General features: G+C 66.5%; 24 protein-coding genes and 4 tRNA genes. 12 read left to right on the forward strand and 16 right to left on the reverse strand.

The window, feature by feature from the left end:
* Window positions 1-411: 411 nt before the first annotated feature.
* The 4 genes from greA to carA form a co-directional block, all read right to left on the reverse strand.
* Window positions 412-885 carry a transcription elongation factor GreA gene (gene greA, locus MTBUT4_RS05990; protein ID WP_173978759.1) on the reverse strand — a complete coding sequence of 158 codons (474 nt, stop codon included), beginning with the start codon at window positions 883-885 and terminating at the stop codon, window positions 412-414.
* Window positions 886-935: 50 nt separating this feature from the next.
* The gene (gene carB, locus MTBUT4_RS05995; RefSeq protein WP_173978760.1) at window positions 936-4,187 is read right to left on the reverse strand and encodes a carbamoyl-phosphate synthase large subunit; all 3,252 of its coding nucleotides are present in this window, start codon (window positions 4,185-4,187) and stop codon (window positions 936-938) included.
* 73 nt (window positions 4,188-4,260) lie between these two features.
* Window positions 4,261-4,638 (reverse strand): GxxExxY protein, encoded by a 378-nt coding sequence (locus MTBUT4_RS06000; protein ID WP_173978761.1) that lies wholly within the window; start codon window positions 4,636-4,638, stop codon window positions 4,261-4,263.
* 223 nt (window positions 4,639-4,861) lie between these two features.
* Window positions 4,862-6,046, reverse strand: coding sequence for a glutamine-hydrolyzing carbamoyl-phosphate synthase small subunit (carA, locus tag MTBUT4_RS06005; protein WP_173978762.1), 1,185 nt, complete (start codon window positions 6,044-6,046; stop codon window positions 4,862-4,864).
* 315 nt (window positions 6,047-6,361) lie between these two features.
* Between carA and MTBUT4_RS06010 the strand changes: the two genes are divergently transcribed.
* From MTBUT4_RS06010 to MTBUT4_RS06035, 6 genes are all read left to right on the forward strand, one after another.
* Window positions 6,362-6,820, forward strand: coding sequence for a GatB/YqeY domain-containing protein (locus MTBUT4_RS06010; protein WP_173978763.1), 459 nt, complete (start codon window positions 6,362-6,364; stop codon window positions 6,818-6,820).
* Between the two features lie 27 nt (window positions 6,821-6,847).
* Complete coding sequence (gene dnaG / locus MTBUT4_RS06015; RefSeq protein ID WP_173978764.1) at window positions 6,848-8,686, forward strand: DNA primase; 1,839 nt, start codon at window positions 6,848-6,850, stop codon at window positions 8,684-8,686.
* 102 nt (window positions 8,687-8,788) lie between these two features.
* A complete protein-coding gene (gene rpoD / locus MTBUT4_RS06020; protein WP_173978765.1) occupies window positions 8,789-10,765 on the forward strand; it encodes an RNA polymerase sigma factor RpoD in 1,977 nt (658 codons plus the stop codon).
* Window positions 10,766-10,838: 73 nt separating this feature from the next.
* A tRNA-Ile gene (locus MTBUT4_RS06025) sits at window positions 10,839-10,914 on the forward strand.
* A gap of 62 nt (window positions 10,915-10,976) precedes the next feature.
* Window positions 10,977-11,050, forward strand: a tRNA-Gly gene (locus tag MTBUT4_RS06030).
* Window positions 11,051-11,215: 165 nt separating this feature from the next.
* The gene (locus MTBUT4_RS06035; protein WP_173978766.1) at window positions 11,216-11,665 is read left to right on the forward strand and encodes a hypothetical protein; all 450 of its coding nucleotides are present in this window, start codon (window positions 11,216-11,218) and stop codon (window positions 11,663-11,665) included.
* Between the two features lie 96 nt (window positions 11,666-11,761).
* Here MTBUT4_RS06035 and MTBUT4_RS06040 read toward each other — a convergent pair whose 3' ends face one another.
* The 3 genes from MTBUT4_RS06040 to MTBUT4_RS06050 all read right to left on the reverse strand — a co-directional run bounded on the left by MTBUT4_RS06040 (window position 11,762) and on the right by MTBUT4_RS06050 (window position 13,601).
* The gene (locus MTBUT4_RS06040; protein ID WP_173978767.1) at window positions 11,762-13,042 is read right to left on the reverse strand and encodes a type II toxin-antitoxin system HipA family toxin; all 1,281 of its coding nucleotides are present in this window, start codon (window positions 13,040-13,042) and stop codon (window positions 11,762-11,764) included.
* Window positions 12,996-13,316 carry a helix-turn-helix transcriptional regulator gene (locus tag MTBUT4_RS06045; RefSeq protein ID WP_173978768.1) on the reverse strand — a complete coding sequence of 107 codons (321 nt, stop codon included), beginning with the start codon at window positions 13,314-13,316 and terminating at the stop codon, window positions 12,996-12,998. Before MTBUT4_RS06045 ends, MTBUT4_RS06040 begins: the two co-directional genes overlap by 47 nt.
* A 135-nt stretch (window positions 13,317-13,451) precedes the next feature.
* Window positions 13,452-13,601, reverse strand: coding sequence for a hypothetical protein (locus tag MTBUT4_RS06050; RefSeq protein WP_173978769.1), 150 nt, complete (start codon window positions 13,599-13,601; stop codon window positions 13,452-13,454).
* Between the two features lie 81 nt (window positions 13,602-13,682).
* Here MTBUT4_RS06050 and MTBUT4_RS19680 point away from each other — a divergent pair, with 81 nt between their 5' ends.
* Both MTBUT4_RS19680 and MTBUT4_RS06055 read left to right on the forward strand, forming a co-directional pair.
* The gene (locus MTBUT4_RS19680) at window positions 13,683-13,814 is read left to right on the forward strand and encodes a hypothetical protein (RefSeq protein ID WP_256367221.1); all 132 of its coding nucleotides are present in this window, start codon (window positions 13,683-13,685) and stop codon (window positions 13,812-13,814) included.
* 86 nt (window positions 13,815-13,900) lie between these two features.
* Window positions 13,901-14,263: a nucleotidyltransferase family protein gene (locus MTBUT4_RS06055; RefSeq protein WP_254434762.1), complete on the forward strand. Its 363-nt coding sequence runs from the start codon at window positions 13,901-13,903 to the stop codon at window positions 14,261-14,263.
* On the opposite strand, the gene MTBUT4_RS06060 is transcribed toward MTBUT4_RS06055, so the two are convergent.
* Both MTBUT4_RS06060 and MTBUT4_RS06065 read right to left on the reverse strand, forming a co-directional pair.
* Window positions 14,248-15,786, reverse strand: coding sequence for a hypothetical protein (locus MTBUT4_RS06060; RefSeq protein WP_173978770.1), 1,539 nt, complete (start codon window positions 15,784-15,786; stop codon window positions 14,248-14,250). The genes MTBUT4_RS06055 and MTBUT4_RS06060 overlap by 16 nt on opposite strands.
* 319 nt (window positions 15,787-16,105) lie before the next feature.
* A tRNA-Pro gene (locus MTBUT4_RS06065) sits at window positions 16,106-16,182 on the reverse strand.
* Between the two features lie 94 nt (window positions 16,183-16,276).
* Between MTBUT4_RS06065 and MTBUT4_RS06070 the strand changes: the two genes are divergently transcribed.
* Complete coding sequence (locus tag MTBUT4_RS06070) at window positions 16,277-16,495, forward strand: GDCCVxC domain-containing (seleno)protein (RefSeq protein ID WP_173978771.1); 219 nt, start codon at window positions 16,277-16,279, stop codon at window positions 16,493-16,495.
* A 9-nt stretch (window positions 16,496-16,504) separates the two neighbouring features.
* On the opposite strand, the gene MTBUT4_RS06075 is transcribed toward MTBUT4_RS06070, so the two are convergent.
* From MTBUT4_RS06075 to MTBUT4_RS06085, 3 genes are all read right to left on the reverse strand, one after another.
* The gene (locus MTBUT4_RS06075) at window positions 16,505-17,335 is read right to left on the reverse strand and encodes a hypothetical protein (protein WP_173978772.1); all 831 of its coding nucleotides are present in this window, start codon (window positions 17,333-17,335) and stop codon (window positions 16,505-16,507) included.
* Between the two features lie 108 nt (window positions 17,336-17,443).
* The gene (gene glnA / locus MTBUT4_RS06080) at window positions 17,444-18,856 is read right to left on the reverse strand and encodes a type I glutamate--ammonia ligase (protein ID WP_173978773.1); all 1,413 of its coding nucleotides are present in this window, start codon (window positions 18,854-18,856) and stop codon (window positions 17,444-17,446) included.
* 67 nt (window positions 18,857-18,923) lie between these two features.
* Entirely contained in the window at window positions 18,924-19,262 is a 339-nt protein-coding gene (locus tag MTBUT4_RS06085; RefSeq protein ID WP_173978774.1) for a P-II family nitrogen regulator, read from the reverse strand.
* A gap of 201 nt (window positions 19,263-19,463) precedes the next feature.
* Here MTBUT4_RS06085 and MTBUT4_RS06090 point away from each other — a divergent pair, with 201 nt between their 5' ends.
* The gene (locus MTBUT4_RS06090; RefSeq protein WP_173978775.1) at window positions 19,464-20,630 is read left to right on the forward strand and encodes an aminotransferase; all 1,167 of its coding nucleotides are present in this window, start codon (window positions 19,464-19,466) and stop codon (window positions 20,628-20,630) included.
* Between the two features lie 543 nt (window positions 20,631-21,173).
* Here MTBUT4_RS06090 and MTBUT4_RS06095 read toward each other — a convergent pair.
* Window positions 21,174-22,067 (reverse strand): phosphoribulokinase, encoded by an 894-nt coding sequence (locus tag MTBUT4_RS06095; protein WP_173978776.1) that lies wholly within the window; start codon window positions 22,065-22,067, stop codon window positions 21,174-21,176.
* 184 nt (window positions 22,068-22,251) lie between these two features.
* Here MTBUT4_RS06095 and MTBUT4_RS06100 point away from each other — a divergent pair.
* Window positions 22,252-22,328, forward strand: a tRNA-His gene (locus MTBUT4_RS06100).
* 307 nt (window positions 22,329-22,635) lie between these two features.
* Entirely contained in the window at window positions 22,636-23,349 is a 714-nt protein-coding gene (locus MTBUT4_RS06105) for a response regulator transcription factor (protein ID WP_173978777.1), read from the forward strand.
* A 39-nt stretch (window positions 23,350-23,388) separates the two neighbouring features.
* Here the strand turns inward: MTBUT4_RS06105 and MTBUT4_RS06110 are convergent, their stop codons facing one another.
* From MTBUT4_RS06110 to MTBUT4_RS06120, 3 genes are read right to left on the reverse strand one after another with little or no spacing between them, the layout of a single operon-like run.
* Window positions 23,389-23,766, reverse strand: coding sequence for a hypothetical protein (locus tag MTBUT4_RS06110; protein ID WP_173978778.1), 378 nt, complete (start codon window positions 23,764-23,766; stop codon window positions 23,389-23,391).
* 60 nt (window positions 23,767-23,826) lie between these two features.
* Window positions 23,827-24,549, reverse strand: a complete 723-nt coding sequence (locus MTBUT4_RS06115) for a helix-turn-helix transcriptional regulator (protein WP_173978779.1) — start codon at window positions 24,547-24,549, stop codon at window positions 23,827-23,829.
* Window positions 24,546-24,851, reverse strand: a complete 306-nt coding sequence (locus MTBUT4_RS06120; protein WP_173978780.1) for a hypothetical protein — start codon at window positions 24,849-24,851, stop codon at window positions 24,546-24,548. The genes MTBUT4_RS06115 and MTBUT4_RS06120 overlap by 4 nt, the downstream gene beginning before the upstream one ends.
* Window positions 24,852-25,105: the final 254 nt, after the last annotated feature.

Here is a 25,105-nt window from a genome sequence, read left to right on the forward strand (position 1 = left end):
GCCAAGCGATTGCCGGACAGCGCTTTCCTGCGGAAACGCGGGGATGGCCGCGTCAGGCACACTTCTGTCCGGTTTAAATTTCGGAGAGCCTTCGGGAGCCCTTGGTGTCGGCCACGTCCAGGGTGATGTTGGCGGAAGCGGACAGATTACCCTCGCCCGCCTGCGGGAGAGGGAGGGACCCGTCGCGCCAGCGACGGGAGGGAGAGGGCGCGCGCCGTCAGGTGCGCTTCGCGACAGCGAAAACCTCTGCGTTTTCAGGTCTTGGGCGCGCCGACGCGCGCCGCCCTCACCCCGGCTCGCTGACGCTCGCCCCCCTCTCCCGCAGGCGGGCGAGGGGGCATGGGCCAGCCGAGAATTAAACCGGACAGCCGTGCGTCAGGCACGGCCATGACAAGGAAGGGGAAAGCCCGCCTACACGAACTTGACGTCGACGATCTCGTACGACTTGGAGCCGCCCGGGGTGGTGACCTCGACGGTGTCGCCGATGTTCTTGCCGATCAGGGCGCGGGCCAGCGGCGAATGGACCGACATGCGGCCGGCCTTGATGTCGGCTTCGTGGGCGCCGACGATGGTGTAGGCGACCTCGTCGTCGGAATCCTCGTCGGCCAGGGTGACGGTGGCGCCGAAGCGGACCTGGTTGCCCGACAGCGTGCTGATGTCGATGACCTGGGCACGGCTGATGATGTCCTCGAGCTCGGCCACCCGGCCCTCGATGAAGCTCTGGCGCTCGCGGGCGGCGTGGTACTCGGCGTTCTCGGACAAATCGCCGTGCTCACGCGCCTCGGCGATGGCCTTGATCACCGCCGGCCGCTCGACGATCTTCAGAGTTCTCAGCTCTTCCTCCAGCTGGGCCAGGCCCGGCGGAGTCATCGGAATTCTTTCCATCCCGGAATGCCCCAGTCGCGATGGGCGGGGAGGGCACGCCCCCCTTCCCCTTAGAACGAACTCTTAAAATACGATTGCAGCGGCGCAACATCAAGCGCGCCGGCGCGCAGCGCCTCGATGGCCTCGACCGCTGCCCTGGCTCCGGCGACGGTGGTGTAGTGCGGGATGTTGTATTGCAGTGCCGAACGGCGGATGGAGAAGGAATCCTTCACCGCCTGGCTGCCTTCGGTGGTGTTGACCACCAGGTGGATGTCGCCGTTGGTCATCAGATCGACGCAATGGGGGCGGCCTTCCAGCACCTTGTTGACCACCTCCACCGCCAGGCCGTGCTCGGCCAGGGTGCGGGCGGTGCCCGAGGTGGCGACCAGCCGGAAGCCCATGGCCAGCAGGCGGCGGCCGACCTCGACCATGTGGTCCTTGTCGCCTTCCCGCACCGACAGGAAGGCGGTGCCCTCGGTCGGCAGGGTGCAGCCCGAGCCCAGCTGGCTTTTGGCGAAGGCCCGCGCGAAATCGCGGTCGATGCCCATCACCTCGCCGGTGGACTTCATTTCCGGCCCCAGGATGATGTCGACCCCGGCGAAGCGGGCGAAGGGGAACACCGCCTCCTTCACCGCCACGTGGTCGCAGGCCGGCTTCCGGATGTCGAAGCTGGCCAGGGTCTCGCCGGCCATCACCCGGGCGGCGATCTTGGCGATGGGAATGCCGGTGGCCTTGGCGACGAAGGGCACGGTGCGGCTGGCCCGGGGGTTGACCTCCAGGATGAAGATCTCGCCGTTCTGCACCGCGTACTGGACGTTCATCAGGCCGACCACGTTCAGCGCCTTGGCCAGCATGGTGGTCTGGCGCTCCAGCTCTTCCTGCGTGGCGGCGTCCAGCGAATAGGGCGGCAGCGAGCAGGCGGAATCGCCGGAATGGATGCCGGCTTCCTCGATGTGCTGCATGATGCCGGCGACATAGACGTCTGTGCCGTCGGCCAACGCGTCCACGTCCACCTCGATGGCGTCCTTCAGGTAGTAGTCGATCAGCACCGGATCGTCGCCCGAGACCCGCACCGCCTCGTGCATGTAGCGCTCCAGCGCCTCGTGGTCGTAGACGATCTGCATGGCGCGGCCGCCCAGCACGAAGCTGGGACGGATCACCACCGGATAACCGATGCGCTCGGCCACCGCGATGGCCTCCTCGAGCGAGCGGGCGGTGCCGTTGGGCGGCTGCTTGAGGCCCAGTTCCTTGAGCAGCTGCTGGAAGCGCTCGCGGTCCTCGGCCAGATCGATGGAATCGGGGCTGGTGCCGAGGATGGGGATGCCGGCCTGCTCCAGCGCATGGGCCAGCTTCAGCGGGGTCTGGCCGCCGAACTGGACGATGCAGCCCAGCACCTTGCCGTTGGACTGCTCCTTGCGCACCAGCTCGATCACCGTCTCGGCGGTCAGCGGCTCGAAATACAGGCGGTCCGAGGTGTCGTAATCGGTGGACACGGTCTCGGGGTTGCAGTTGACCATGATGGTCTCGCGCCCGGCATCGTCGAGGGCATAGGCGGCGTGGACGCAGCAATAATCGAACTCGATGCCCTGGCCGATGCGGTTGGGTCCGCCGCCCAGGATCACCACCTTCTCGCGGTCGCTGGGCTCGGCCTCGCACTCGGCCGGATTGACGCCGTCGCCCTCGTAGCAGGAATACATGTAGGCGGTCGAGGACGGGAACTCGGCGGCGCAGGTGTCGATGCGCTTGAACACCGGCTTGACGTTCAGCACCTCGCGGCGGAACGCCGTCTCGGTCAGGGTCTTGCCCGACAGCTGGGCCAGCCGCTGGTCCGAGAAGCCCATCTTCTTCAGGCGCAGCAGGCCGGGGGCGTCGATGGGCAGGCCGTTCCGGCGCACCTCCTCCTCGGCATCGACGATGGCCTTGATCTGCTCGAGGAACCAGGTGTCGTAGGCGCAGGCCTGGTGCACCTCGGCCACCGTCAGGCCCTGGCGGAAGGCCTGGCCGATGACCAGCAGGCGGTCGTGGCGCGGCTTGGCCAGGGCGGCCTTGATGGCGTCCTTGGAATCGCCGGCCGAGGCGCCGGGGATCTCCACCTCGTTGAGGCCGGTGAGACCGGTCTCCATGGAGCGCAGGCCCTTCTGCAGGCTCTCCTGGAAGGTGCGGCCGATGGACATGGCCTCGCCCACCGACTTCATGGAGGTGGTGAGGTTGGGATCGGCGCCGGGGAACTTCTCGAAGGTGAAGCGCGGAATCTTGGTGACCACGTAGTCGATGGTCGGCTCGAAGCTGGCCGGGGTGACGCCGGTGATGTCGTTGGCCAGTTCGTCCAGGGTGTAGCCCACCGCCAGCTTGGCCGCCACCTTGGCGATGGGGAAGCCGGTCGCCTTCGAGGCCAGCGCCGAGGAGCGCGACACCCGCGGGTTCATCTCGATGACCGTCATGCGGCCGGTCTTGGGGTTGACCGCGAACTGCACGTTGGAGCCGCCGGTATCCACCCCGATCTCGCGCAGCACCGCCAGCGAGGCGTTGCGCATGATCTGGTATTCCTTGTCGGTCAGCGTCAGGGCCGGCGCCACGGTGATGGAATCGCCGGTGTGAACGCCCATGGGGTCGATGTTCTCGATGGAGCAGATGATGATGCAGTTGTCCTTCCTGTCGCGGACAACCTCCATCTCGTATTCCTTCCAGCCCAGCACCGATTCCTCGACCAGGACCTCGTGCACCGGGCTGGCGGACAGGCCGCCGGCCACGATCTGCTCGTATTCCTCGCGGTTGTAGGCGATGCCGCCGCCGGTGCCGGCCAGGGTGAAGCTGGGCCGGATGATCGCCGGCAGGCCGACGAAATCCAGGGATTCGCGCGCCTCGGCCAGGGTCTTGACCACCCGCGACTTGGGGCTTTCCAGGCCGATCTTGTCCATCGCCTGGCGGAACAGCAGGCGGTCCTCGGCCTTGGCGATGACGTCGCGCTTGGCGGCGATCATCTCGACGCCGAACTTCTCCAGCACCCCGTCATCGGCCAGCCGCATGGCGGTGTTCAGCGCGGTCTGCCCGCCCATGGTCGGCAGCAGCGCATCGGGGCGCTCCTTCTCGATGATGCGGGCGACGATCTCGGGCGTGATCGGCTCGATATAGGTGGCGTCGGCCAGGCCCGGATCGGTCATGATGGTGGCCGGGTTGGAGTTGACCAGGATGACCCGGTACCCCTCCTCCTTCAGCGCCTTGCAGGCCTGCACCCCGGAATAGTCGAACTCGCAGGCCTGGCCGATGACGATCGGCCCGGCGCCGATGATCAGGATGGAGCGGATATCTGTACGTTTGGGCATGGGTCACTTCACTCGTCGGCAAGCGTCATTGCGGGCGGAACCGGGGGACAAACCACGGCGTCACGGAGACTTTTCATCTGACCAGTCTCCGGACGCCATCCTTCAGCACCGGCACATTGAAATTGATCAGCAGCCCCTTGGGGTAGCCGCCGACCCTGAGATAGGTCAACACCTGAGCATCGTGCAATCGGGTCAGCGCCTCCACGGCCTTCAACTCGATCACCAGGGACTCCTCGACCAGCACGTCGATCCGATAGGCGCAATCCAGCTTCACCGCCTTGTAGGCCACCGGCAGTGGAACCTGCCGCTTGAAAGCGATTTCCGCCTCATGCAGATCGTAGCAAAAGCATTCCTCGTAAGCGCTCTCCAATAGCCCGGGACCGAGCGCCCGGTGGACTCCGATGGCGATGCCGATGACCTTCTCCGTCAAGGGATCGCGTTCGGTGGTCACGTCTTATCCTTCGTATCGTCAACAGCGTGTCAGACGACGCCGGTGGATTTACCACAGAGACACAGAGACACAGAGAAGGCACAGAGAAAAACATAAAATAACAAATTCACCGTCGGGCCGAAGCCCCCCTCAATCTCATATTTTTTCCTCTGTGCCTTCTCTGTGTCTCTGTGCCTCTGTGTTTAACTCACCCTTGAGCCCCCCTCACCCTTGACGTCACGCGTCACTTCGTCCCCTCCATCATCTCCACGAACCGATGGAACAGGTAATGGCTGTCCTGCGGGCCGGGGCTGGCCTCGGGGTGGTACTGGACGGAGAAGACCGGCTTGTCCTTGACGCGGATGCCCTCGACCGACTTGTCGAACAGCGAGCGGTGGGTGACCTCCACATGGGCCGGCAGGGTCGCCTCGTCCACCACGAAACCGTGGTTCTGGCTGGTGATCTCGACCTTGCCGGTGGCCAGGTCCTTGACCGGGTGGTTGGCGCCGCGGTGGCCGGTATCCATCTTGTAGGTCTTGGCCCCCAGGGCCAGGCCCAGCATCTGGTGGCCCAGGCAGATGCCGAACAGCGGCTTGCCCGAGTCCAGCACGCCCTTGATCATCGGCACCGCGTATTCACCCGTGGCGGCCGGGTCGCCGGGGCCGTTGGACAGGAACACGCCGTCGGGGGAAAGGCGCAGCACGTCCTCGGCGGTGGCGGTGGCGGGCAGCACGGTGACCTTGCAGCCGGCCGAGGCCAGGCAGCGCAGGATGTTGCGCTTGGCGCCGAAATCGACGGCGACCACGTGGAAGCGCGGCTCGGCCTGGCGGCCGTAGCCGACGCCCAGGGTCCATTCCGCCTCGTCCCAGGAAAACTGCTGGGTACAGGTGACGTCCTTGGCCAGGTCCATGCCCTCCAGGCCCGGCCAGGCGCTGGCCTCGGCCCAGGCGGCCCTGAGGTCGAACCTGCCGTCGGGGGCGTGCACCAGCACGCCGTTGGGGGCGCCCTTGTCCCGGATGCGCCGGGTCAGCGCCCTTGTATCGATTCCGGCCAGGCCGACCATGCCATAGGATTTCAGCCAGGCGTCGAGATGACGCGCCGCGCGCCAGTTGGCAGGATCGGTGACGTCGGCGCGGACGATCAGGCCGCGGGCGGCGGGAGTGACGGTCTCGATGTCCTCGGCATTGGTGCCGACATTGCCGATGTGCGGGAAGGTGAAGGTGATGACCTGGCCGGCATAGGAGGGGTCGGTGAGGACCTCCTGGTAGCCGGTCATGGAGGTGTTGAACACCACCTCGCCCACCGACATGCCGGCGGCGCCGATGCCCTTGCCCCACAGCACCGTCCCGTCGGCCAGCACCAGGGCGCCGGTGGCCCCGGGGGGGAGGGGGAGGTCGAGGGCGGGCTCCGTCCGGTCGAACTGCGGCATGATTGTCCTTACGTGTCGGCCCCCGGCCCCGGAAGGGCGGACGGCGAGATGGCGGCGCCGGGCCGCAAGAAACCCCGAGGACTCGAACCCGGCGGGGGTGCGACGTCCTCCGGCGGGGGCTTCCACCCCTGAACGCGGCAGGCAAATTGGGCGTGGTGTAATGAAAAGCGCAGCCGGTGTCAAGCCTTCCCGCCCCCGCGACAATCCCTTGATTTTTCAATTCGTTAGACGCCAAGAGAGTCTTTGCCTTGGCGACCGTTTTGGAGTAGCCTGACCCCTTTCCGACACCCCGTCCCCGCTTGATCCGGAGGCCCCATGCTGCGCCAGCAGCTGAACGACGCGCTGAAAACCGCCATGCTGGCCAAGGATACCCGCGCGGTGTCCACCGTGCGCCTGATCCTGGCGGCCCTGAAGGACCGCGACATCGCCGCCCGCGGCCGCGGCGTCACCGACGGCATCGGCGAGGACGAGATCCTGTCCATGCTGCAGTCCATGATCAAGCAGCGGCGCGAGAGCATCTCGCTGTACGAGCAGGGCGGCCGCCTCGAACTGGCGCAGCAGGAAGCCGACGAGATCACCATCATCGAGCGCTTCCTGCCCAAGCAGATGAGCGAGGCCGAGACCGACCAGGCGGTGCGCGACGTGATCGCCGAGATCGGCGCCGGCGGCATCAAGGACATGGGCCGGGTGATGGCGGCGCTGAAGGAACGCTTCGCCGGCTCCATGGACTTCACCAAGGCCAGCGGCATGGCCAAGAAGGCGCTGGGCGGCTGATGCCGGCTTGGCGCGGGTAAGGCGGTCATGGCCTTCCCGCCGCGATTCCTCGACGAACTGCGCACCCGCGTCTCGCTGGTCGGCGTGGTCGGCCGCCGGGTCAAGCTGACCCGCAAGGGCCGCGAGCATTCCGGCCTGTGCCCCTTCCACAACGAGAAGACCCCCAGCTTCACCGTCAACGAGGACAAGGGCTTTTTCCACTGTTTCGGCTGCGGCGCGCATGGCGACGCCATCGGCTTCGAGATGCGGGCCAACCACCTCTCGTTCACCGAGGCGGTGGAGAAGCTGGCCGGCGAATGCGGCCTCGAGGTCCCGGTCGCCACCCCCGAGGAACGCCGCCAGGAAGCCCGCCGCGCCGGCCTGCACGACGCCATGGAGGCGGCCTGCCGCTTCTTCGAGGCGCAGTTGCGCGGCACCGGCGGGCGCGAGGGCATGGCCTATCTTCGGGGCCGCGGCCTGGACGCCGAAACCATCGCCCGCTTCCGCCTGGGCTGGGCGCCGGACAAGCGCGACGCCATGAAGAATGCGCTGATGAGCGAGACCATGCCGGAATCGCTGCTGACCGAGGCCGGGCTGCTGAAGAAGCCCGAGGACGAGCGCGCCGCCTTCGACTTCTTCCGCGGCCGCGTCACCTTCCCGGTCACCGACCGCAAGGGCCGCATCATCGCCTTCGGCGCCCGCACCCTGGGCGACGGCCAGCCCAAATACCTCAACTCGCCCGACACGCCGCTGTTCCACAAGGGCTCGACCCTCTACGGCCTCGCCCTGGCGCGCGAGGCGGCGCGGGACAAGGGCCTGGTGCTGGCGGTCGAGGGCTACATGGACGTCATCGCCCTGCACCGCGCCGGCTTCGACTATGCCGTCGCCCCCCTGGGCACGGCACTGACCGAGGCCCAGATCGAGGAGATGTGGCGGCTGGCCGACGAACCGATCCTGTGCTTCGACGGCGATTCCGCCGGCCAGCGCGCCATGGCCCGCGCCGCCGACCGCGCCCTGCCCATCCTCAAGCCCGGCAAGTCCCTGCGCTTCGCCGTGCTGCCCGCCCCCGAGGACCCCGATTCGCTGATCAAGGCCAGGGGCGCGGCGGCCATGCAGGCGGTGCTCGATGCCGCCCGGCCGCTGTCCGAGGTGGTGTGGGAGCTGGCGGTGGCGGGCCGCCCCCTCGATACCCCCGAACGCCGCGCCGCCCTGGAGAAGGAGCTGAAGGACAAGGCCTTCGGCATCAATGACGAAACGGTGCGCTGGCAGTACCTGGGCAGCTTCCGCGACCGGATGAAGGCACTGACCCGGCCGCAATGGAAGCCGGCGGGCCGCAGCCCCCAGGGCCAGGCCAAGCGGCGTTTTCCCAACGATCCGCCGCTGCGCGGCCCCGACGGGCGGCTGCCGGGGGCGGGCCGCCCGGCCCCGCCTCCCTCGCCCGGGGAACGCCAGGAGCGTCTGCTGCTGGCCATCCTGGTGGTGCACCCCCCCCTGCTGGAAGAGGTCGGAGAACGGCTGGGGGAGACCCCCTTCTCGGATTCCGGGCTTGACAACCTGAGGAGGGGGATTCTAAAGCACCTTGATATCGCCCGCGACCTTGACTCCGAGGCGATGCGGAGCCATTTGAGGGCCGACGGGTTTTCCCGAGTGTTGGACTCCCTGGTGGATGCGAACGCTCAAGCCATCGCCCGGCCCGACGCCATTCACGAGGCCAGGTCGCTTTGGGAACATATTTTCACCCTCTATTCGCGCAAGGAGCTGGCGGCCGATGTCGGTCACGCCGTTGAGGCCTTCGCGCGGGACCCGTCGGAAGCGAATTTTGACTACCTGGCCGCTCTGGTGTCCAGCCGCGGCCGCGGTTTGAACGAGGATGACGGGCACGACTGACCGTGCCCGGGACGGCAATGAACGGGCCGGCCGGCACCTTCCCGGGGGGGGACGGTGCAGGGCCGGTCGTAATCGTACAGAGTTTCGAGGAGCGGTGGTTTAATGGCGACCAAATCCCAGAACACGGCGGAAGTGAACGAAGGCCAGGAAGAGAATCTGGACGGTCCGCTGCTCGACTCGCTTGGCGTGGCGGTCAAGAAGATGGTCACTCGCGGACGCGAGCGCGGCTATGTCACCTATGACGAGCTGAACGCGGCGCTGCCGCCCGACGAGGTCTCCTCGGAGCAGATCGAGGACACCATGGCCATGCTGTCCGAGATGGGCATCAACCTGGTCGAGAACGAGGACGGCGAGGAAGCCGCCCAGCCCGAGAGCGAGGAGGAGGAGAGCGAATCCTTCGCCGGCGGCAACGTCGACGAGGAGGACCTGGGCCGCACCGACGATCCGGTGCGCATGTACCTGCGCGAGATGGGCTCGGTCGAGCTGCTGAGCCGCGAGGGCGAGATCGCCATCGCCAAGCGCATCGAGGCCGGCCGCGAGATGATGATCGGCGGCATCTGCGAAAGTCCGCTGACCATCCGCGCCGTGGTCGAATGGCACGACGCCCTGCAGGGCGGGCGCATGCTGCTGCGCGACATCATCGACCTCGACGCCACCTACGGCGCCGGCGAATTGTCCGAGGAGGAACTGGAGCGCGGCCCCGATGCCGAGGAGGGCGCCGCCGAGGGCGAGCGCGCCGAGGGCGAGGGCGAGGAAGAGGAGCCCGGCGCACCCGAGGGCGAGGGCGAGGAGGAAGGCGACGCCGAGGATCCCGGCATCTCGCTGGCCGCCATGGAAGCCCAGCTGATGCCCCAGGTGCTCGAGACCTTCGAGGCCATCGCCGCCACCCACCAGAAGCTGGAGAAGGTGCAGAAGGACCGCCTCGCCACCCTGTCCAAGGGCGAAGCGGTCTCGGCCAGCGTCGAGAAGAAGTACGACAAGCTGAAGCACGAGATGGTCCGCCTGATGGACGGCGTGCACCTCAACAACGCCCGCATCGAGCATCTGGTCGAGCAGATGAACGGCCTCAACAAGCGCCTGATGGGCATGGAGGGCCGCCTGCTGCGTCTGGCCGAATCCTGCCGGGTCAAGCGCCAGGACTTCCTCGACACCTATTTCGGCAGCGAACTCGACCCCAACTGGGCCGAGACGGTGGCCGCCAAGTCCAAGCACTGGAAGGACTTCGCCGAGAAGCACGGGCGCGAGGTCGCCGATCTGCGCGGCCGCATCGCCGTGGTCTCGGCCGATGCCGGCCTGCCCATCAGCGAATTCCGCCGCATCGTCCAGACCGTGCAGCGGGGCGAGCGCGAGGCGAGCAAGGCCAAGAAGGAAATGATCGAGGCCAACCTGCGCCTGGTCATCTCCATCGCCAAGAAATACACCAACCGCGGCCTGCAATTCCTCGACCTGATCCAGGAAGGCAACATCGGCCTGATGAAGGCGGTGGACAAGTTCGAATACCGCCGCGGCTACAAGTTCTCCACCTATGCCACCTGGTGGATCAGGCAGGCCATCACCCGCTCCATCGCCGACCAGGCCCGCACCATCCGCATCCCGGTGCACATGATCGAGACCATCAACAAGCTGGTCCGCACCTCGCGCCAGATGCTGCACGAGATCGGCCGCGAGCCGACCCCCGAGGAACTGGCCGACAAGCTGAACATGCCGCTGGAGAAGGTCAGGAAGGTCCTGAAGATCGCCAAGGAACCCATCAGCCTGGAAACCCCCATCGGCGACGAGGAGGACAGCCACCTGGGCGACTTCATCGAGGACAAGAACGCGGTGCTGCCGCTGGATGCCGCCATCCAGGCCAACCTGCGCGAGACCACCACCCGCGTGCTGGCCAGCCTGACCCCGCGCGAGGAACGCGTGCTGCGCATGCGCTTCGGCATCGGCATGAACACCGACCACACCCTGGAAGAGGTCGGCCAGCAGTTCAGCGTCACCCGCGAACGCATCCGCCAGATCGAGGCCAAGGCCCTGCGCAAGCTGAAGCACCCCAGCCGGTCGCGGAAACTGCGCAGCTTCCTCGACACCTAGGACGAAAAAGAGCAGCGAGGGGACTCGTCCCCTCGCGCTCCCCCATCCCTTCCGCTATCTTCCCGTTCCGGTGGGGCCTGTAGCTCAACGGTTAGAGCCGGCCGCTCATAACGGTCTGGTTGCAGGTTCGAATCCTGCCGGGCCCACCAACTCCCCCCAACCGAGCCCCTTGCCAGCCCCCCCGCCGACCCCTTATATTCTGGCCCCCGGCGCGGGTGTAGCTCAATGGCAGAGCAGAAGCTTCCCAAGCTTACGACGAGGGTTCGATTCCCTTCACCCGCTCCAATGATTTCAAGGGCTTAGCGCAAGGCGCTGCCTTCAAAAGCGGCCTCTACGGAAAATTTACGGAAAAATCGTTCGCGGATATGCGCGGACGGTGATGGCCGATTTGCGCGTGCCGGTTGGGCGTGGCACGATGATGGTGGTCCTTAGTTAGTATGGGTATCCGCCATGGCGTCCAACCGCACGAAGGTGCTGAGGCATCAGCATCCTCTCGATCCCTCTCTCGTTAAGGTGCTTTCTTCCGAGGAGCGGGAGCGGCTGCGCGCGTGTCTGCCCAGCCATGTCACCAGAGACAGTGCTGAAATTGCCTGTGACGAGCTTGAGCGCGCGTTCGCCATTTATCGTTCTGGCCTCGCCAACCGGGTCAGCAAGCGGCCGGATGAGATCAATGCCGACCTCGACGGTATCGAGGGGTTTATGCGGAGTGAGCTAGGAAGTGAGGACCCTTGGTGGGATGATTTTGCCGATCTTGCACTATCTCGCGTCGGGGCGCACGACCCAAAATCCGTCGAATTGCAGAGTGCGATTAGCAGCGCGATGTCAACTCTCGAATATTACAAGGATAGATCGGTGGATGTACCCTGGATGGCGCAGCAGCTCGCTGATGCTAAGCTATAGCTGTCGAAGTCGTTCGAGTTCTTGCTCGCTGGAGTAGGTATTAACCTGATGGGGTGGGCGGCCCTGGGCCGATGGAGACGGTGTCACCGTCGAACGTTAAGGCGCCGGCGTCTTGATGCCAGGCGGGTTGAAGGCAAGCGGCATCAATCCGGCGACCGTACCCCTGTCCTTCGCGCTGACTTCGTGGCGATCAAGAAGTTCGGGCAGACTGGCCAGCCCCTCCACGAGGTCGGAATAGATCTCCACGGCTTTGCCCCGGTCCAGGCCGAACGCGCCGCTGGTGTCGAGCATGGCCACCGGGTCGGGAATTGCCGCCACGCCTCGCGCCGGGGCGAGGGCATGGGACGGTCGGTTGCACGGCACCAGGTCGAAGGCGGGTGACAGTGTCCACTTGCCGTCGATGCGGCGAAAGCCGTGGTTCCGCAGATGGTCGTCGGTATTGTGGATGAAGGCGTTGAACAGCATCCGCCGGAAGATGGATTCCTCGCACGGCTCGATGCCGGAGCGACGAGCCTTGGCGGCGACGTCGGCATAGGTGACGTTGGTCTGATAGGTCGAGGGCGAAGCCTGCACCAGCGTTCCGGCGCTCATGTATCCTAGCCTGGAATCGCCCTCCCGGTCGAACCGCTGCACGAGAAGGACCGAACGCCCAGCGACATCGACCAGCCGATGAGGCGGTACGTCGATCCCACATTTGTCGGCCAGGTCCAGGCAGACCGTTTCGATTTTGGGGTCGTCGAAGGCGTCTCCCCAGGTCCGGAACTTCGCGATCCACTCCTCGCCATCGATGCGCAGACGGGCCTTGGGCCGAGCGCCGCCCGTGTCGGCGGAGGAACGGAACAGTTTGCGCAGATGGGTCACGGTGGCTTCGCCGGCATCCACAGCCTCTGCCGCTTCCACGAGTTCCTGAAGGCTTTCCGAAGCGTCGGGAAGGGCAAAGAGCGGATCGTCGTGGGGAACCCACTGCATGGGACCGGATTCGGGCGCGGGGCCGAATCTCAAATCGCCCGTACGGTCATCGCCCGCGGCGGCGAGGAATTCAGCCATCCCGAAAACCTGTCGGGCGAAGGCCGCCGTCAGGATGCTGCGACCCCAACCGTCGGGGGCGGCGTCGTAGAACGGCAACGGAAGCTCGTAGGGGGCGCTGACCGTGGCCTTGGCCCGGAGAGGCAGGATGGGGGAGATGGGGAAGCCGCCATCAAGCCACGAGCGGGCATAGGCGAAGCGCGACTGCCGGACAGCCCCCTTGCCCTCGACAGTGATGGCGCCCACGGGAACGGGCTGTCCGTCCACGGTGACGTAGACGACCAAGCGGTCAATGCGTCCGTCTTCAGAAATCTTCCACATCGCGCCGAACTCCAGCCCTCTTGCGTCCATGGACCTGTTCGAGATCTTCTCCGATGGGGTCGGCCTCCAGTAGTCCGGCGATCCTGTCGGGGTAGCCAAGCACGGACATGTAACGAACCAAGGCGGCGATGCTGACGCCTGGCTTGCCGGCTTCGAGGTCGATGCAGGTCAGGCGGCTGATGCCGGCACGTTCAGCCACGTCGGCCTGCGTCAGGTTTCGACGCAGTCGTGCAAGCTTCAGCCTTTTGCCGAGAGCCTCGACGGCGGCGGCTTCGTCACTCGCCAGCGGGATAGAGCGCCGCATAGATATCTGCCTTAATAGACGTAAACCGCTATAATGTAGGTTATTTCATACACTGCCTCAAGGTGTGAATGGGCAATTCGCCATGGGTTGGGAATGGCTGGCCACGTCAATCCCCAAGATACGGTTGGGACGGTGTCACCGAGGGGCGGTTCCCAGGCTCTCCTGCATGCGCCGCCTCACCACCTGATCCGCCTTTGTCGGGCGGCCGGGCTTGCGGACTTCCTCGACCATCTGGGCATCCAGCCAGGCTTCGATGTCCCGACGCCGATAGATGACCTCGCCCATGGCCGCTATTTCGTGGTGTGCCCGGAAACACTGCGGCGCTGGGTTGGTGATTCTGTCTCCCCGGTCTGCCTGGGGGCATGGATGCGCGACCACGGTCACCTCGTCACCACCAGCCGCAACCTCCCCACCCGGCAGGTCATGGTCTCGGGAAGCAAGGGGCGGCGCACCTATTACTGCATCCGGGCCAAGTCGGTCGAGGAGGCGACTTGTTGAAAAATGTGTATTTCACACTGACTTCCCTCCACATGATGGCCGGCGTGGAGGGAAAGAGATGACCCCGCGCGGCCCGATGGCATGATGTGGGGCCGGTCGATGTACCGGGCAGCAGCGAGGGCATGATGGCAACGGCGAGTGCGGTTCCGGATCGGTTGTTGAATCAGGAGGTGTCGGTGTTTCACCCCCGCCGGGTCATCCTGTTCGGCAGCCGGGCGCGCGGCGATGCTCGCGAGGACAGCGACATCGACCTCGTGGCGGAACTGGACGACGATGCACCGCCCGAGATGATGTCGGTCAAGGTGATCCACTCCGCCCGCGCCGGTTATCGCGAGCCGGTCGATATTTTGCCCTGCCGGGAAGGCGTGCTGAAGGAACGGGCACGCGCCATCGGCTCTTTCGCCCATACCGTTCTGACCGAGGGCGTGGTGGTCTATGAGCGGCCCTGACCGCGCTTGCCTCCGCCCCGGTGCTTCCACGCCTCGACGCTGGCCCAGGCGATGCGGGCCATGACGGGGATTTCGGCCAGGGGACGGTCGCCCCGCAATTCGGCGGCAACCAGGGCGAAGGCCGGCCAGTCCTCGTTGGCCTCCTCCTGACGCAGCAGGGCTGCCGTCCAGCCGATGATCTCGGCCCAGCGCAGCCGCCGGGCGGGCAGGATATCGGCCAGCAGCAGGTCCATCCGTTTGGCGTCGCTCATGCGCTTCTTGGCCGATAGTGCCTGGTTGACGTCTTCATCGTCCTCGAACCAGTGGTCGGTGAAGGCGTAATCCTCGGCCCACAGGGCACTGGCCTTCACCGCCTTGTTGGCCGAGGCGGGCTTGCGACGGGCCGGCGGAATCGCCTCCAGCAGCGAGCCGATCAGGCCGTCAACGGACACCCGCCCGGGATTGACCGCCGACAGCCCCGCCGTCTCGACGAAGTCCAGCAGGCCGAAGGGCGGCGCCTTGCCAGCCTCCAGCCCGATGGCGAGAAAATGGGCCAAAACGGCGGCGAGGTGGGGAGCCGAGGCGTCGAACAGCTCCACCTCTTGCTCGATGCGCATGAGGAAGGCATCCGCCTCCCGCTTGCTCAGGCCGTGCTGGACCCAGGCATCGGGAATGCCAGCGCCGAACTTCACCAGCAGCGAAGCCACCGCGTGCTTGCGCCCCTCCTTGACCAGCACGAAGAAACTCTGGGCGCCAGCCCCGTCGATCCCCGATGCCGCTACGTCCACGATGGTGGCCTGGGGAAGAGGCGCGCAGGTCACGTCCTTGCGGCGGCACGTCTGGACCACCGCGTCGAGGCCGGGGCGCTCGCCCTCCGGCAGCCAGTTGCGCAGGAAGATCAGGCGGCGCAGCATCACCGGGCTGATGGCACCGTTTTCCGCCAGACCAGCCAGCGAATCCAGGGCGGCGGCGCGGACCATGGCGCCTTCGTCCAGCAGCCAGCCGATGCCGGCCTCGCGCATGGCCGCTTGCTCGGCATTCAGCCCCGCGTGGGCCATGGCTGTCCGGTGCTCCTCAGGCAAAGCGTGGCCGAACCGGGCCATTTCTCCATGGATGAGGAAGGGATCGCCGCCGGTCTCGCGCACCAGGTCGGCGAAGTGCGCCCCAGGCCCCGCGCCGGGCTGCGGCTGCCGGCCGAATTCCTCCGCCCGCTCCATCAACCCGGCCATCAATTCCCGCAGGCCGTCCCCGGGCGGCAGTTTGGCCGCGCCGTAGTGTTGCAGCACCACCAGCAGCAAGGCGGGGTCCAGCCTGCCCGCCCGCCCCATCTCAAGCAGGCGCCGCTCCAGTTCCGCCACGGTGGCGGCGGCATCGGGCGAGGCGCGATCCAGTCCATAGCGCAGGACCTCGATGCCCTGTCCCAGCATGAAGCCAAAGGCGGTCAGCAATCCCTGGTTGGGACGCTTCTTGCCGTTCTCCGCCACCATCAGGTCCGGCAGGTCGAGGGCCAGTTCCGGGGCCTGCTCCATGATTGCGGATGCCATCCTCCACATCTCCCCGGCCTCGCCACGCGCCAATTCCTTGGGATTACGGTGACGCTGCACTAAATTGACCGCCTGCTCCTGATCCCCAGCCTGCCGCCCCAATGGCCGGTTTCCAGCGTCACACTCAACTCATTGGATGCCCACCTTGCGCGCGAATCAGTCCTGAAAAGGGCCGGTTCCTTAAAGGCGGGTTCGGGAGACGGGGGCGGGAAGGCGGACCGTCGAATTGAGTGCCGGCTCGCCCCCCCCTTCGAACCCACCCCGCACAAACGAAAAACCCGTCAAGCCTTGCGGCTCGACGGGCTTTCGTACCAGAAGATGGTCGGAGTGAGAGGATTCGAACCTCCGGCCCCTGCCTCCCGAAGACAGTGCTCTACCAGGCTGAGCTACACTCCGGTCGCCTGAGAGCGGCCCTTATAGCGCCATCCGCCTTGGGCTGCAAAGGGATTTTGCGGCGGCGGCGGGGCTGGCGGCGGGGTAGGATAGGGCCATGATCTGGTTCACCGAATGCACAATCACCTGCCCGGCCTGCGGCGCCCGCCGCCGGGTCGAGATGCCGGGGTCGCTGTGGCGGCTGGACTGCCCCGCCTGTGGTGCCGCCATGGTCACTCCGGCGGGCGGCTGCTGCGTGTTCTGCGCCTTTGGCGACCATCCCTGCCCCGATGTCCAGGCCTCGTCGTCGTGCTCGTGCGGGGCCGAGGGAGGCTGACCCGCCCCCCTACTTCGCCTGCATGGCGAGGCGGGCGAGTTCCAGGAAGAAGGGGTTGAGCATCTTCTCGGGCGCCATGTTCCAGCGCTTGCTGAACTCCCTGAGGCGGGTCGAATCGAAGGTGTCGATGCGCAATGCGGCGAACAGGGCGTCGAGCACGCGGGCCATGTGGCCCTCGGTGAAGGCCAGCTTGGCCCGTTCCTCGGGCGGCAGCGGGGTGAAGGCGGTGGAGCCCAGCGAGACCGCCGACGGCGTCGCGTTCAGCACCACCAGGAACCAGTCGCGGCGGGCATCGAAGCGCTTGAAGCTGCGGGCGATGCCGACCAGCACGTGCTCGCGGACCAGGGCGGCCTCGGGATCGCCATGGAAGGCCGGCCAATCGACCATGCCGGCCTCGCGGTGGCGCTTCGCCATCTCGGCGGCACGGACGCGCAAGGCTTCGTATTCCTCTTCGCCCAGCATCATGCGGATGGCCAGGAACAGCTGGCCCAGCCGGCGCCGCTCGATGCCGGTGGGAACGTCGAGCAGCGGCTCCAGCGGCTCGGCGATCAGGCGCCCCAGCGCGTCGTGGCGCTGGCGCTCGATGGCGACGCGGCTGAAGGCGGCCTCGCAGCCCAGGCCGGTGTTGCGGTAGACGGTGGCGATGGGACCCTCGCTGCCCAGCACCGCCTCGGCCACCCGCTCGGCATCGGCCAGCGCCACCTTGCCGTCCACCGCCAGCTCGCGCAGCAGGTCGAGCAGGACCCGGACGGCGACGCCCGAGACCTTGCGGCATTGCGCCCCATGGTCGATGCGCGGGCGCTCGTCCTGCCCGCCGTCACTGTCGTCCGCGTCAGCCACGTCCCGAACCTCCCGACAACGCACAGCTATACGCCCGGGCGCGGAAAAACGAAACCCCCGCCGGTGACCCGGCGGGGGCTTGCTGGTTTGAACCTGATGCGGTCGGTCTTAGACCGAGTAGTACATCTGGAACTCGACCGGATGCGGGGTGTGCTCGAAGCGATAGACTTCTTCCATCTTGAGCTCGATGTAGCTCTCGATGAAGTCCTTCGAGAACACGTCGCCCTTGCACAGGAAGTCGCTGTCGGCCTTCAGGGCCTCGAGGGCCTCGCGCAGCGAACCGCACACGGTCGGGACCGCCTTCAGCTCTTCCGGCGGCAGGTCGTAGAGGTTCTTGTCCATGGGATCGCCGGGATGGATCTTGTTGGCGATGCCGTCCAGGCCGGCCATCAGCATGGCGGCGAAGGCCAGGTACGGATTGGCGCCCGGATCGGGGAAGCGGATCTCGACGCGCTTGGCCTTGGGGCTGGTCGCGTACGGGATGCGGCAGGAGGCCGAGCGGTTGCGGGCCGAGTAGGCCAGCAGCACCGGAGCCTCGAAGCCGGGGATCAGGCGCTTGTAGCTGTTGGTCAGCGGGTTGGTGAAGGCGTTCAGCGCCTTGGCGTGCTTGATGATGCCGCCGATGTAGTACAGCGCGGTGTCCGACAGGTCGGCATAGCCCGAACCGGCGAACAGCGGCTTGCCCGACTTCCAGATCGACTGGTGGACGTGCATGCCCGAACCGTTGTCGCCGTAGATGGGCTTCGGCATGAAGGTGGCCGACTTGCCGTAGGACGCGGCCACGTTGTGGACCACGTACTTGTAGATCTGCATGGAATCGGCGGCCTTGACCATGGTCTGGAACTTGCAGCCCAGCTCATGCTGCGAGGAGGCGACCTCGTGGTGGTGCTTCTCGATGGGCAGGCCCATCTCGCCCATGATGGTCAGCATCTCGGCGCGCATGTCGACGTGGCCGTCCACCGGCGGCACCGGGAAGTAGCCGCCCTTGACGCCCGGGCGGTGGCCCAGATTGCCCTCGGCGAAGTCCTTGCCCGACGATTCCGGGCCGTCCTCGGCCGACAGCTCGTAGTAGCCCTTGTTCATGCCGCACGAAATCTTGACGTCGTCGAACACGAAGAACTCGGCCTCGGGGCCGAAGAAGGCGGTGTCGCCGACGCCCGACTCGACCACATAGCGCTCGGCCCGCTTGGCCACGGCGCGCGGGTCGCGGTCGTAGAGCTGGCCGGTGGCCGGCTCGACGATGTCGCAGGTGATGATCATCTGGCCCTGGGCGGCGAAGGGGTCCATGACGGCGGAGGAGCAGTCCGGCATCAGGATCATGTCGGACTGGTCGATGGACTTCCAGCCGGCGATCGAGGAGCCGTCGAACATGATGCCTTCGGTCAGCATGCCCTCGTCGATGGTGGAGACGTGCTGGGCAGTGTGCTGCCACTTGCCGCGCGGATCGGTGAAGCGGAAGTCGACGTACTTAACGTCGTGCTCCTTGATCATATCGAGGACTTTCTTGACGTCGTCGGCCATGGTCAAAGTTCCTGTTTGCGAGTGGAAAAAGGAAAAGGGAGGAAGAAAAGGAAAAGGTGCGCCGCCCTCAGATGGCGTCGCTGCCCCGTTCACCGGTGCGGATGCGGATCGCCTCCTCGACGGTGGAGATGAAGATCTTGCCGTCGCCGATGCGTCCGGTGTGGGCGGCCTGCTGGATGGCTTCGACCGCGCGCTCGACGAGGGCATCCTCGATCACCAGCTCGATCTTCACCTTGGGCAGGAAGTCGACCACGTACTCGGCGCCGCGATACAGCTCGGTATGGCCCTTCTGCCGGCCGAAGCCCTTGGCCTCGGTCACCGTGAGGCCCTGGAGGCCGACCTCGTGCAGGGCCTCCTTCACCTCATCGAGCTTGAAGGGCTTGATGATGGCTTCGATCTTCTTCATGAACCGCGTCTCTCGAAAAAGCGTGGGACCAGCGCCGTGCGCGGGTCCTCATTTAGCACGCCTCGTGCCAGTTCGGCCATCGGGAAAACTGCGTGAACATCGGCGCAAGGCCTTGAAAAACTGCCTTTGATTCGGGCAGTTGCGCCTAATCCTTGGGCATGGCCATGGGCCATCGGCAAGCCGTTCGGCCTGTGCTATTGGTTGGGCATGGCCAATTCCGTCTTCGCCGCCTGCGGCACCACCATTTTCGAGACCATGTCGCGCCTGGCCCAGGCCCACGGCGCCGTCAATCTCGGCCAGGGCTTCCCCGAGGGGCTGGAGCCGCCGGCGCTGATCGAACGCCTGGCCGCCGCCGCCGCCGAGGGGCCGCACCAATACCCGTCGATGATGGGACTCCCCGAGCTGCGCGCCGCCATCGCCGCCCACGAGGCCGCGCACTGGGGCCGCGCCAACGGGGCGGAGGCGGTGCCCGAGGCGGTGATGGTCACCTCGGGCGCCACCGAGGCGCTGGCCGCCTGCCTGTTCGCGCTGATCGAGCCGGGCGACGAAGTGGTGCTGTTCGAGCCGCTCTACGATTCCTACCTCCCCATCATCCGCCGCGCCGGCGGCGTGCCCAGGCTGGTGCGCCTGGAGCCGCCGCACTGGTCGCTGCCGCGCCAGGCCCTGGCGGCCGCCTTCGGCCCGCGCACCCGGGTGGTGGTGCTGAACAGCCCGGGCAACCCCTGCGGCAAGGTATGGGAGGAAGACGAGCTGAGCTTCCTCGCCGGCCTGATGGAGGCCCACGACGCGGTGGCCGTCTGCGACGAGGTCTACGAGCACCTGGTCTACGGGGACCGCCGCCACCTGGGCCTGGCGGGACTGCCGGGCATGGCGGCGCGCTGCGCCAAGATCGGCTCGGCCGGCAAGGTGTTCTCGCTCACCGGGTGGAAGGTGGGATGGGTGGTGGCCGAACCGGCCCTGCTGACCCCCATCGCCAAGGCGCACCAGTACCTCACCTTCACCACCGCACCGGCGCTGCAACGGGCGGTGGCGTGGGGGCTGGAGCACCAGCGCGACTATTACCAAGGCCTGGCCGGCGTGCTGCAGGCCCGCCGCGACCGCCTGTCGGCCGGGCTGGCGCGGCTGGGCTTCGGCGTGCTGGAGACGGCGGGCAGCTATTTCCTGTCGGCCGACATCCGCCCCTTGAGCGGCGGCGGCGACGACCGCGCCTTCTGCACCCGCCTGATCGAGGAGGCCGGCGTCGCCGCCATTCCGGTCAGCGCCTTCTACGATTCCGCTCCGCCCACCCACCTGGTCCGCTTCTGCTTCGCCAAGACCGACGCGATGATCGACGAGGCGCTGGCGCGGCTGGGTCGGGTGTTCGGGTAAAATTCGGCGAGGGCCTGGACGCGGCGGAAACGTCCAGCGTCCATGGCCCTCCGTGGGACGGAACTCGAATACGCGTCCCCTCACTCGTCATCGCCGGGCTTGACCCGGCGATCCACGTGGCGCGGCCTAACTCATTGTTTCATAGGGCGTCCGGGCGGGCCCACGGTAGATGCCCGGGTCAAGCCCACGGCTGTCCGGTTTAATTCTCGGCTGGCAATTGCCCCCTCGCCCGCCTGCGGGAGAGGGGGGCGAGCGTCAGCGAGCCGGGGTGAGGGCGGCGCGTGTCCACGCGCCCAAGACCTGAAAACGCAGAGGTTTTCGCTGTCGCGAAGCGCACCTGACGGCGCGCGCCCTCTCCCTCCCGTCGCTGGCGCGACGGGTCCCTCCCTCTCCCGCAGGCGGGCGAGGGTAATCTGTCCGCTTCCGCCAACATCACCCTGGACGCGGCCGACACCAAGGGCTCCCGAAGGCTCTCCGAAAAATAAACCGGACAGAAGGGGGTCAAGCCCGGGCATGACGGAGAAGGGGGAAAGCGCGCGCCCCCTACGCCGCCTTCCTCGCCCGGTTCTCCATCATGCGGCGCAGGATGGGGGTGAAGATCAGCTCGATGGCCAGGTCGACCTTGCCGCCGGGGACGACGATGGAGTTGCGCCGGCTCATCCACGCGTTCTGGATCTTGTCCATCAGCCAGGGGAAGTCGACGCCCAGGTCCTCGGGCTTGCGGAAGCGGATGACCACCACGCGCTCGTCCAGGGTGGGAATGTCGCGGGCGATGAAGGGGTCCGAGGTATCGACCACCGGCACGTGCTGGAAGTTGATGTCCGAATGCTTGAACTGCGGCAGGATGTAGTGAACGTAGTCGTACATGCGGTCGAGGATGTTGGCGGTCACCGCCTCGGTCGAATAGCCGCGCTTGCCGGTGTCGCGGTGGACCTTCTGGATCCATTCGAGATTGATGATCGGCACCACACCGATCTTCAGATCGACGTGGCGGCCGAGGTCGAAGCCGTCGCCGCGCACCGCCCCGTGCAGGCCCTCGTAGAGCAGCAGGTCGGTGGCGGGCGGCAGGTCCTCCCACGGGGTGAACTCGCCGGCCTTGGCCTCGGGATAGCCCCAGCGGGCGCCGTCCTCGGCCGAATGCAGGTAGAAGCGGCGCGTCCCGGTGCCGTTGGCGCCGTAGGACTGATACAGCTTCTCCTGCTCGTCGAACAGGTTGGCGTCGGGGCCGAAATGGCTGAAGTGGCGGTTGCCCTCGGCCAGGGCCGCGGCCGAGGCCTGCTTGAATTCGGCCCGGTTGTGGCGGTGGAAGCTTTCGCCGGCGACGTAGGCGGCGGTCAACCCTTCTCGCACCAGCACGCGGTTGAAGACGTCACGGACCGACTCGCGGCCGGCGCCGGACGCCCCGGTCAGGGCGATGATGGGATGGTTCCTGGACACGGCTGCGCCTCCCTGGGCCTGGGGGGGCGGTTCATCCGCTCTCTCCCGCATTTCCGAACCATAGCGAAAAACACACCACTCGCGCTTCACCCGCGGGGGATGGCGCGGCACTGGCCCAAGGGGTAGGGAAGATCGGGTCTTGACGGCGTGGCCGCGGTTTCGGTACACATGCGGCCTCCCGGTGGCGGGTGTAGCTCAGTTGGTTAGAGCGCCAGGTTGTGGTCCTGGATGTCGTCGGTTCGAATCCGATCACTCGCCCCACTCCCCCCTTCTCGGCCTGCTTCCGCCCAGCCGCTCCGCGGCTTTGCGTACTGCCGCCCTGCGGCTTTGCACCCGAATTCCCCGCGGCCTTCCCCCCTCGTATTCGGTAGGGCGCCGCGCGAACGGGGCGCGGCTACCGAAAATGCACGTCGCGCTACCTCGTTCAGAAGGTGGGAGCCGGGGCGCCCCATCGGATAAAACTCGCGTCAGAAGATGACACCGGCGGCACACCGCACTGCCTTTCGCGTGAATACCGCGACGCGTCATGCCGTCTACGCGCCGGCTTCCAACCGATGGGGACCGAAACATGCAGAACGTCGATATGCTTCTGATTGATGCCAACAAGCTGTTCCGCGAAGGGCTGAAAAGGCTTCTCGACGGTTCGTCCTTCGTCATCGCCGAGGAGGCCGACAGCATGACCGAGGGGATGCAGAAGCTGGAAGGCGGATTGAAGCCACGGATCGCCCTGGTGGAATTCGACGCCAGCGCCGAGGACATTTCGGTGCTGCAGCAGATGCGCGAGAAACACGCCGACCTCAAGCTGGTGGTGCTGGCCGCCAGCACCCGCAACATCCACAACCTGGCCCGCTGCTTCGAGGCCGGGGCCGACGCCTACCTGCTGAAGAACATTTCGCCCGACGCGCTGAAGCAGTCGCTGAAGCTGGTCCTGCTGGGCGAGAAGGTGTTTCCCACCCGGCTGGCGGCGATGCTGATCTCGGGCCAGGTCGATACCCACCGCCCGGCCGCCGCCTCGCCCGACCTGGAGGGCCTGTCCGAGCGCGAGATCCAGATCCTGCGCTGCCTGCTCAACGGCCACCCCAACAAGGTGATCGCCAAGAAGCTGTCCATCACCGAGGCGACGGTGAAGGTGCACCTGAAGGGCGTGCTGAAGAAGATCAACGCCGCCAACCGCACCCAGGCGGCCATCTGGGCGCTGAACAACGGCCTGTCGGCGGACAACGCCCCGATGACGCCGCGGCGTGGCGCCGCCGGCAATCCGGCGGTGGAGGTGAATGTGTAGGAAGCCTTCTCCCCTCCCCTCGCGGGGAGGGGCAAGGGTTCACTGCAACGGCTTGAGGGTATCGACCATGGCGGTCCATGAATCGATGGCCGCCGAACCGCCGACTCCGCCGACGCCGAACCGCAGCCCGGCAAGGGGTACCGCGGATGACGGGCCGGCCAGCACGTTGGGTTCGCGTTCGGCCAGGAATGCCTGGTTGTCGCGCTCGATCACCCGCAGCAGCTGGCCGTCGCCGGAGCGCACCAGATTGCGCGGCCGCGAGCCGAACAACTCGGCATCCATGATCGCCTGGCGGGCGGCGGTGCTCATGCCGGCGCCGCCGCCGCCATAGGACCAGGGCCGGTCGTTCCATTGCGCCGCGGCCGGTTGGGCCAGAGCCAGCAGCGCCGCGCCGGCAACAAGAAACTTGGCATCCATCAGGCATCTCCCGGACGGTTCATGACCGCGCATGCATCTAGGCCGCTCGCCGGCCGGCGGTCAGTGGGGCAACACCTTATCTTCGGGGTCCACTCCCTTTTCCTTGCCCTTTCGCGCTATGGCCTGGCGGATCAGTTCGTTCTGGCGGGCGGCGAACACCGCCGCCTCGGTGCGGTTCTGGAACTTCAGCGCCTTCAGGATGGCGCGGACCTTGGTCTTGACGTTGGCCTCGGTGAGCCCGAGCGAGCGGGCGATGGCGCGGTTGGTCTTGGCCAGCCGCACCTGATCCAGGATCGACAGCTCGACCGGCGACAGCCGGCCCAGGGTGTCGCAGCGCAGCCGGTCGGTGACGATGTCCATCACCGCCGCCGAGGGCAGGATGGAATAGCCGGACTTGGACAGCTGCAGGATCTCGCGCACCCTCTGCATGGTGGCATCGGCGAAGATGACGCCGTCGACGAATTCCAGGAAGCCGATGGAATCCAGGAATTCCGGGCTGCGGATCAGCAGCACCGCCTTGTTGTTGCGGCAGAACTCGGCCAGTTCGTCGCGATGGAACTTGGCCAGCTGGCGCATCACCGGGAACGAGATGATGGTGACCTCGCCGGGCGATTCGTCGGGATGCTCGATCAGGCTCCGGGGGTCGTCGAGGACCTTGACGTCGTGGCGTTCACCGGGCTCGAAGCGCCCGACGATCTCGCTCACCATGTGGGTGTCCTCCACCGCCAGGGCCACCTGCGGCGGCGTCGCCCCGTGGGCGGAACTCATGCCGGGATCGCTCATTGCACCCTCCGTTGGGAGTGGGCGCATTCGCTCGTCTTCGCCTGGGCCATGGGACGGTCTCCCTGGTTGACGCTGTAGCGGCTGGTGTAGCGGCGCTCGAAGCGGTCGAATTCCTCGTCGGAAAGGGTGTCCAGGACCACCCGCAGGCGGTCACGGCAGTCCGGCTCGCACAGGAATGAACACAGGTCGAGCCTGTCGATCAGGGACAGCAACACCGCCGTCCGGACGTCGGGTTCCGCCCCGGCGGGTCCGGCCCGGCGGATTGGACGGCTTTCGGCTACGCGTTCCCTGCTGTGCGGCATGGTGTTCCTCCCGGCGGTGTTTTGTTCGTTGCTGGGCGACCCGCAAAGCCCTTGGACATACAGACCGGAGGCGAAAATACGGACGGAATTTATACACTGTCCATGCCGATTGTAAGACGGCTCACCGGTGGTATGACTATTTGCTGAATTGGTGCGCGGACGGATTATGGCATTCTGCGGTTGCCGAACGGTATTCTTCATATCCAACTGGAACAAATACTTTGATGCCACTAGCCGCATGCGTCACACCAACA

This window comes from Magnetospirillum sp. UT-4, from assembly GCF_902729435.1.
Classification (GTDB): Bacteria; Pseudomonadota; Alphaproteobacteria; order Rhodospirillales; family Magnetospirillaceae; genus Magnetospirillum.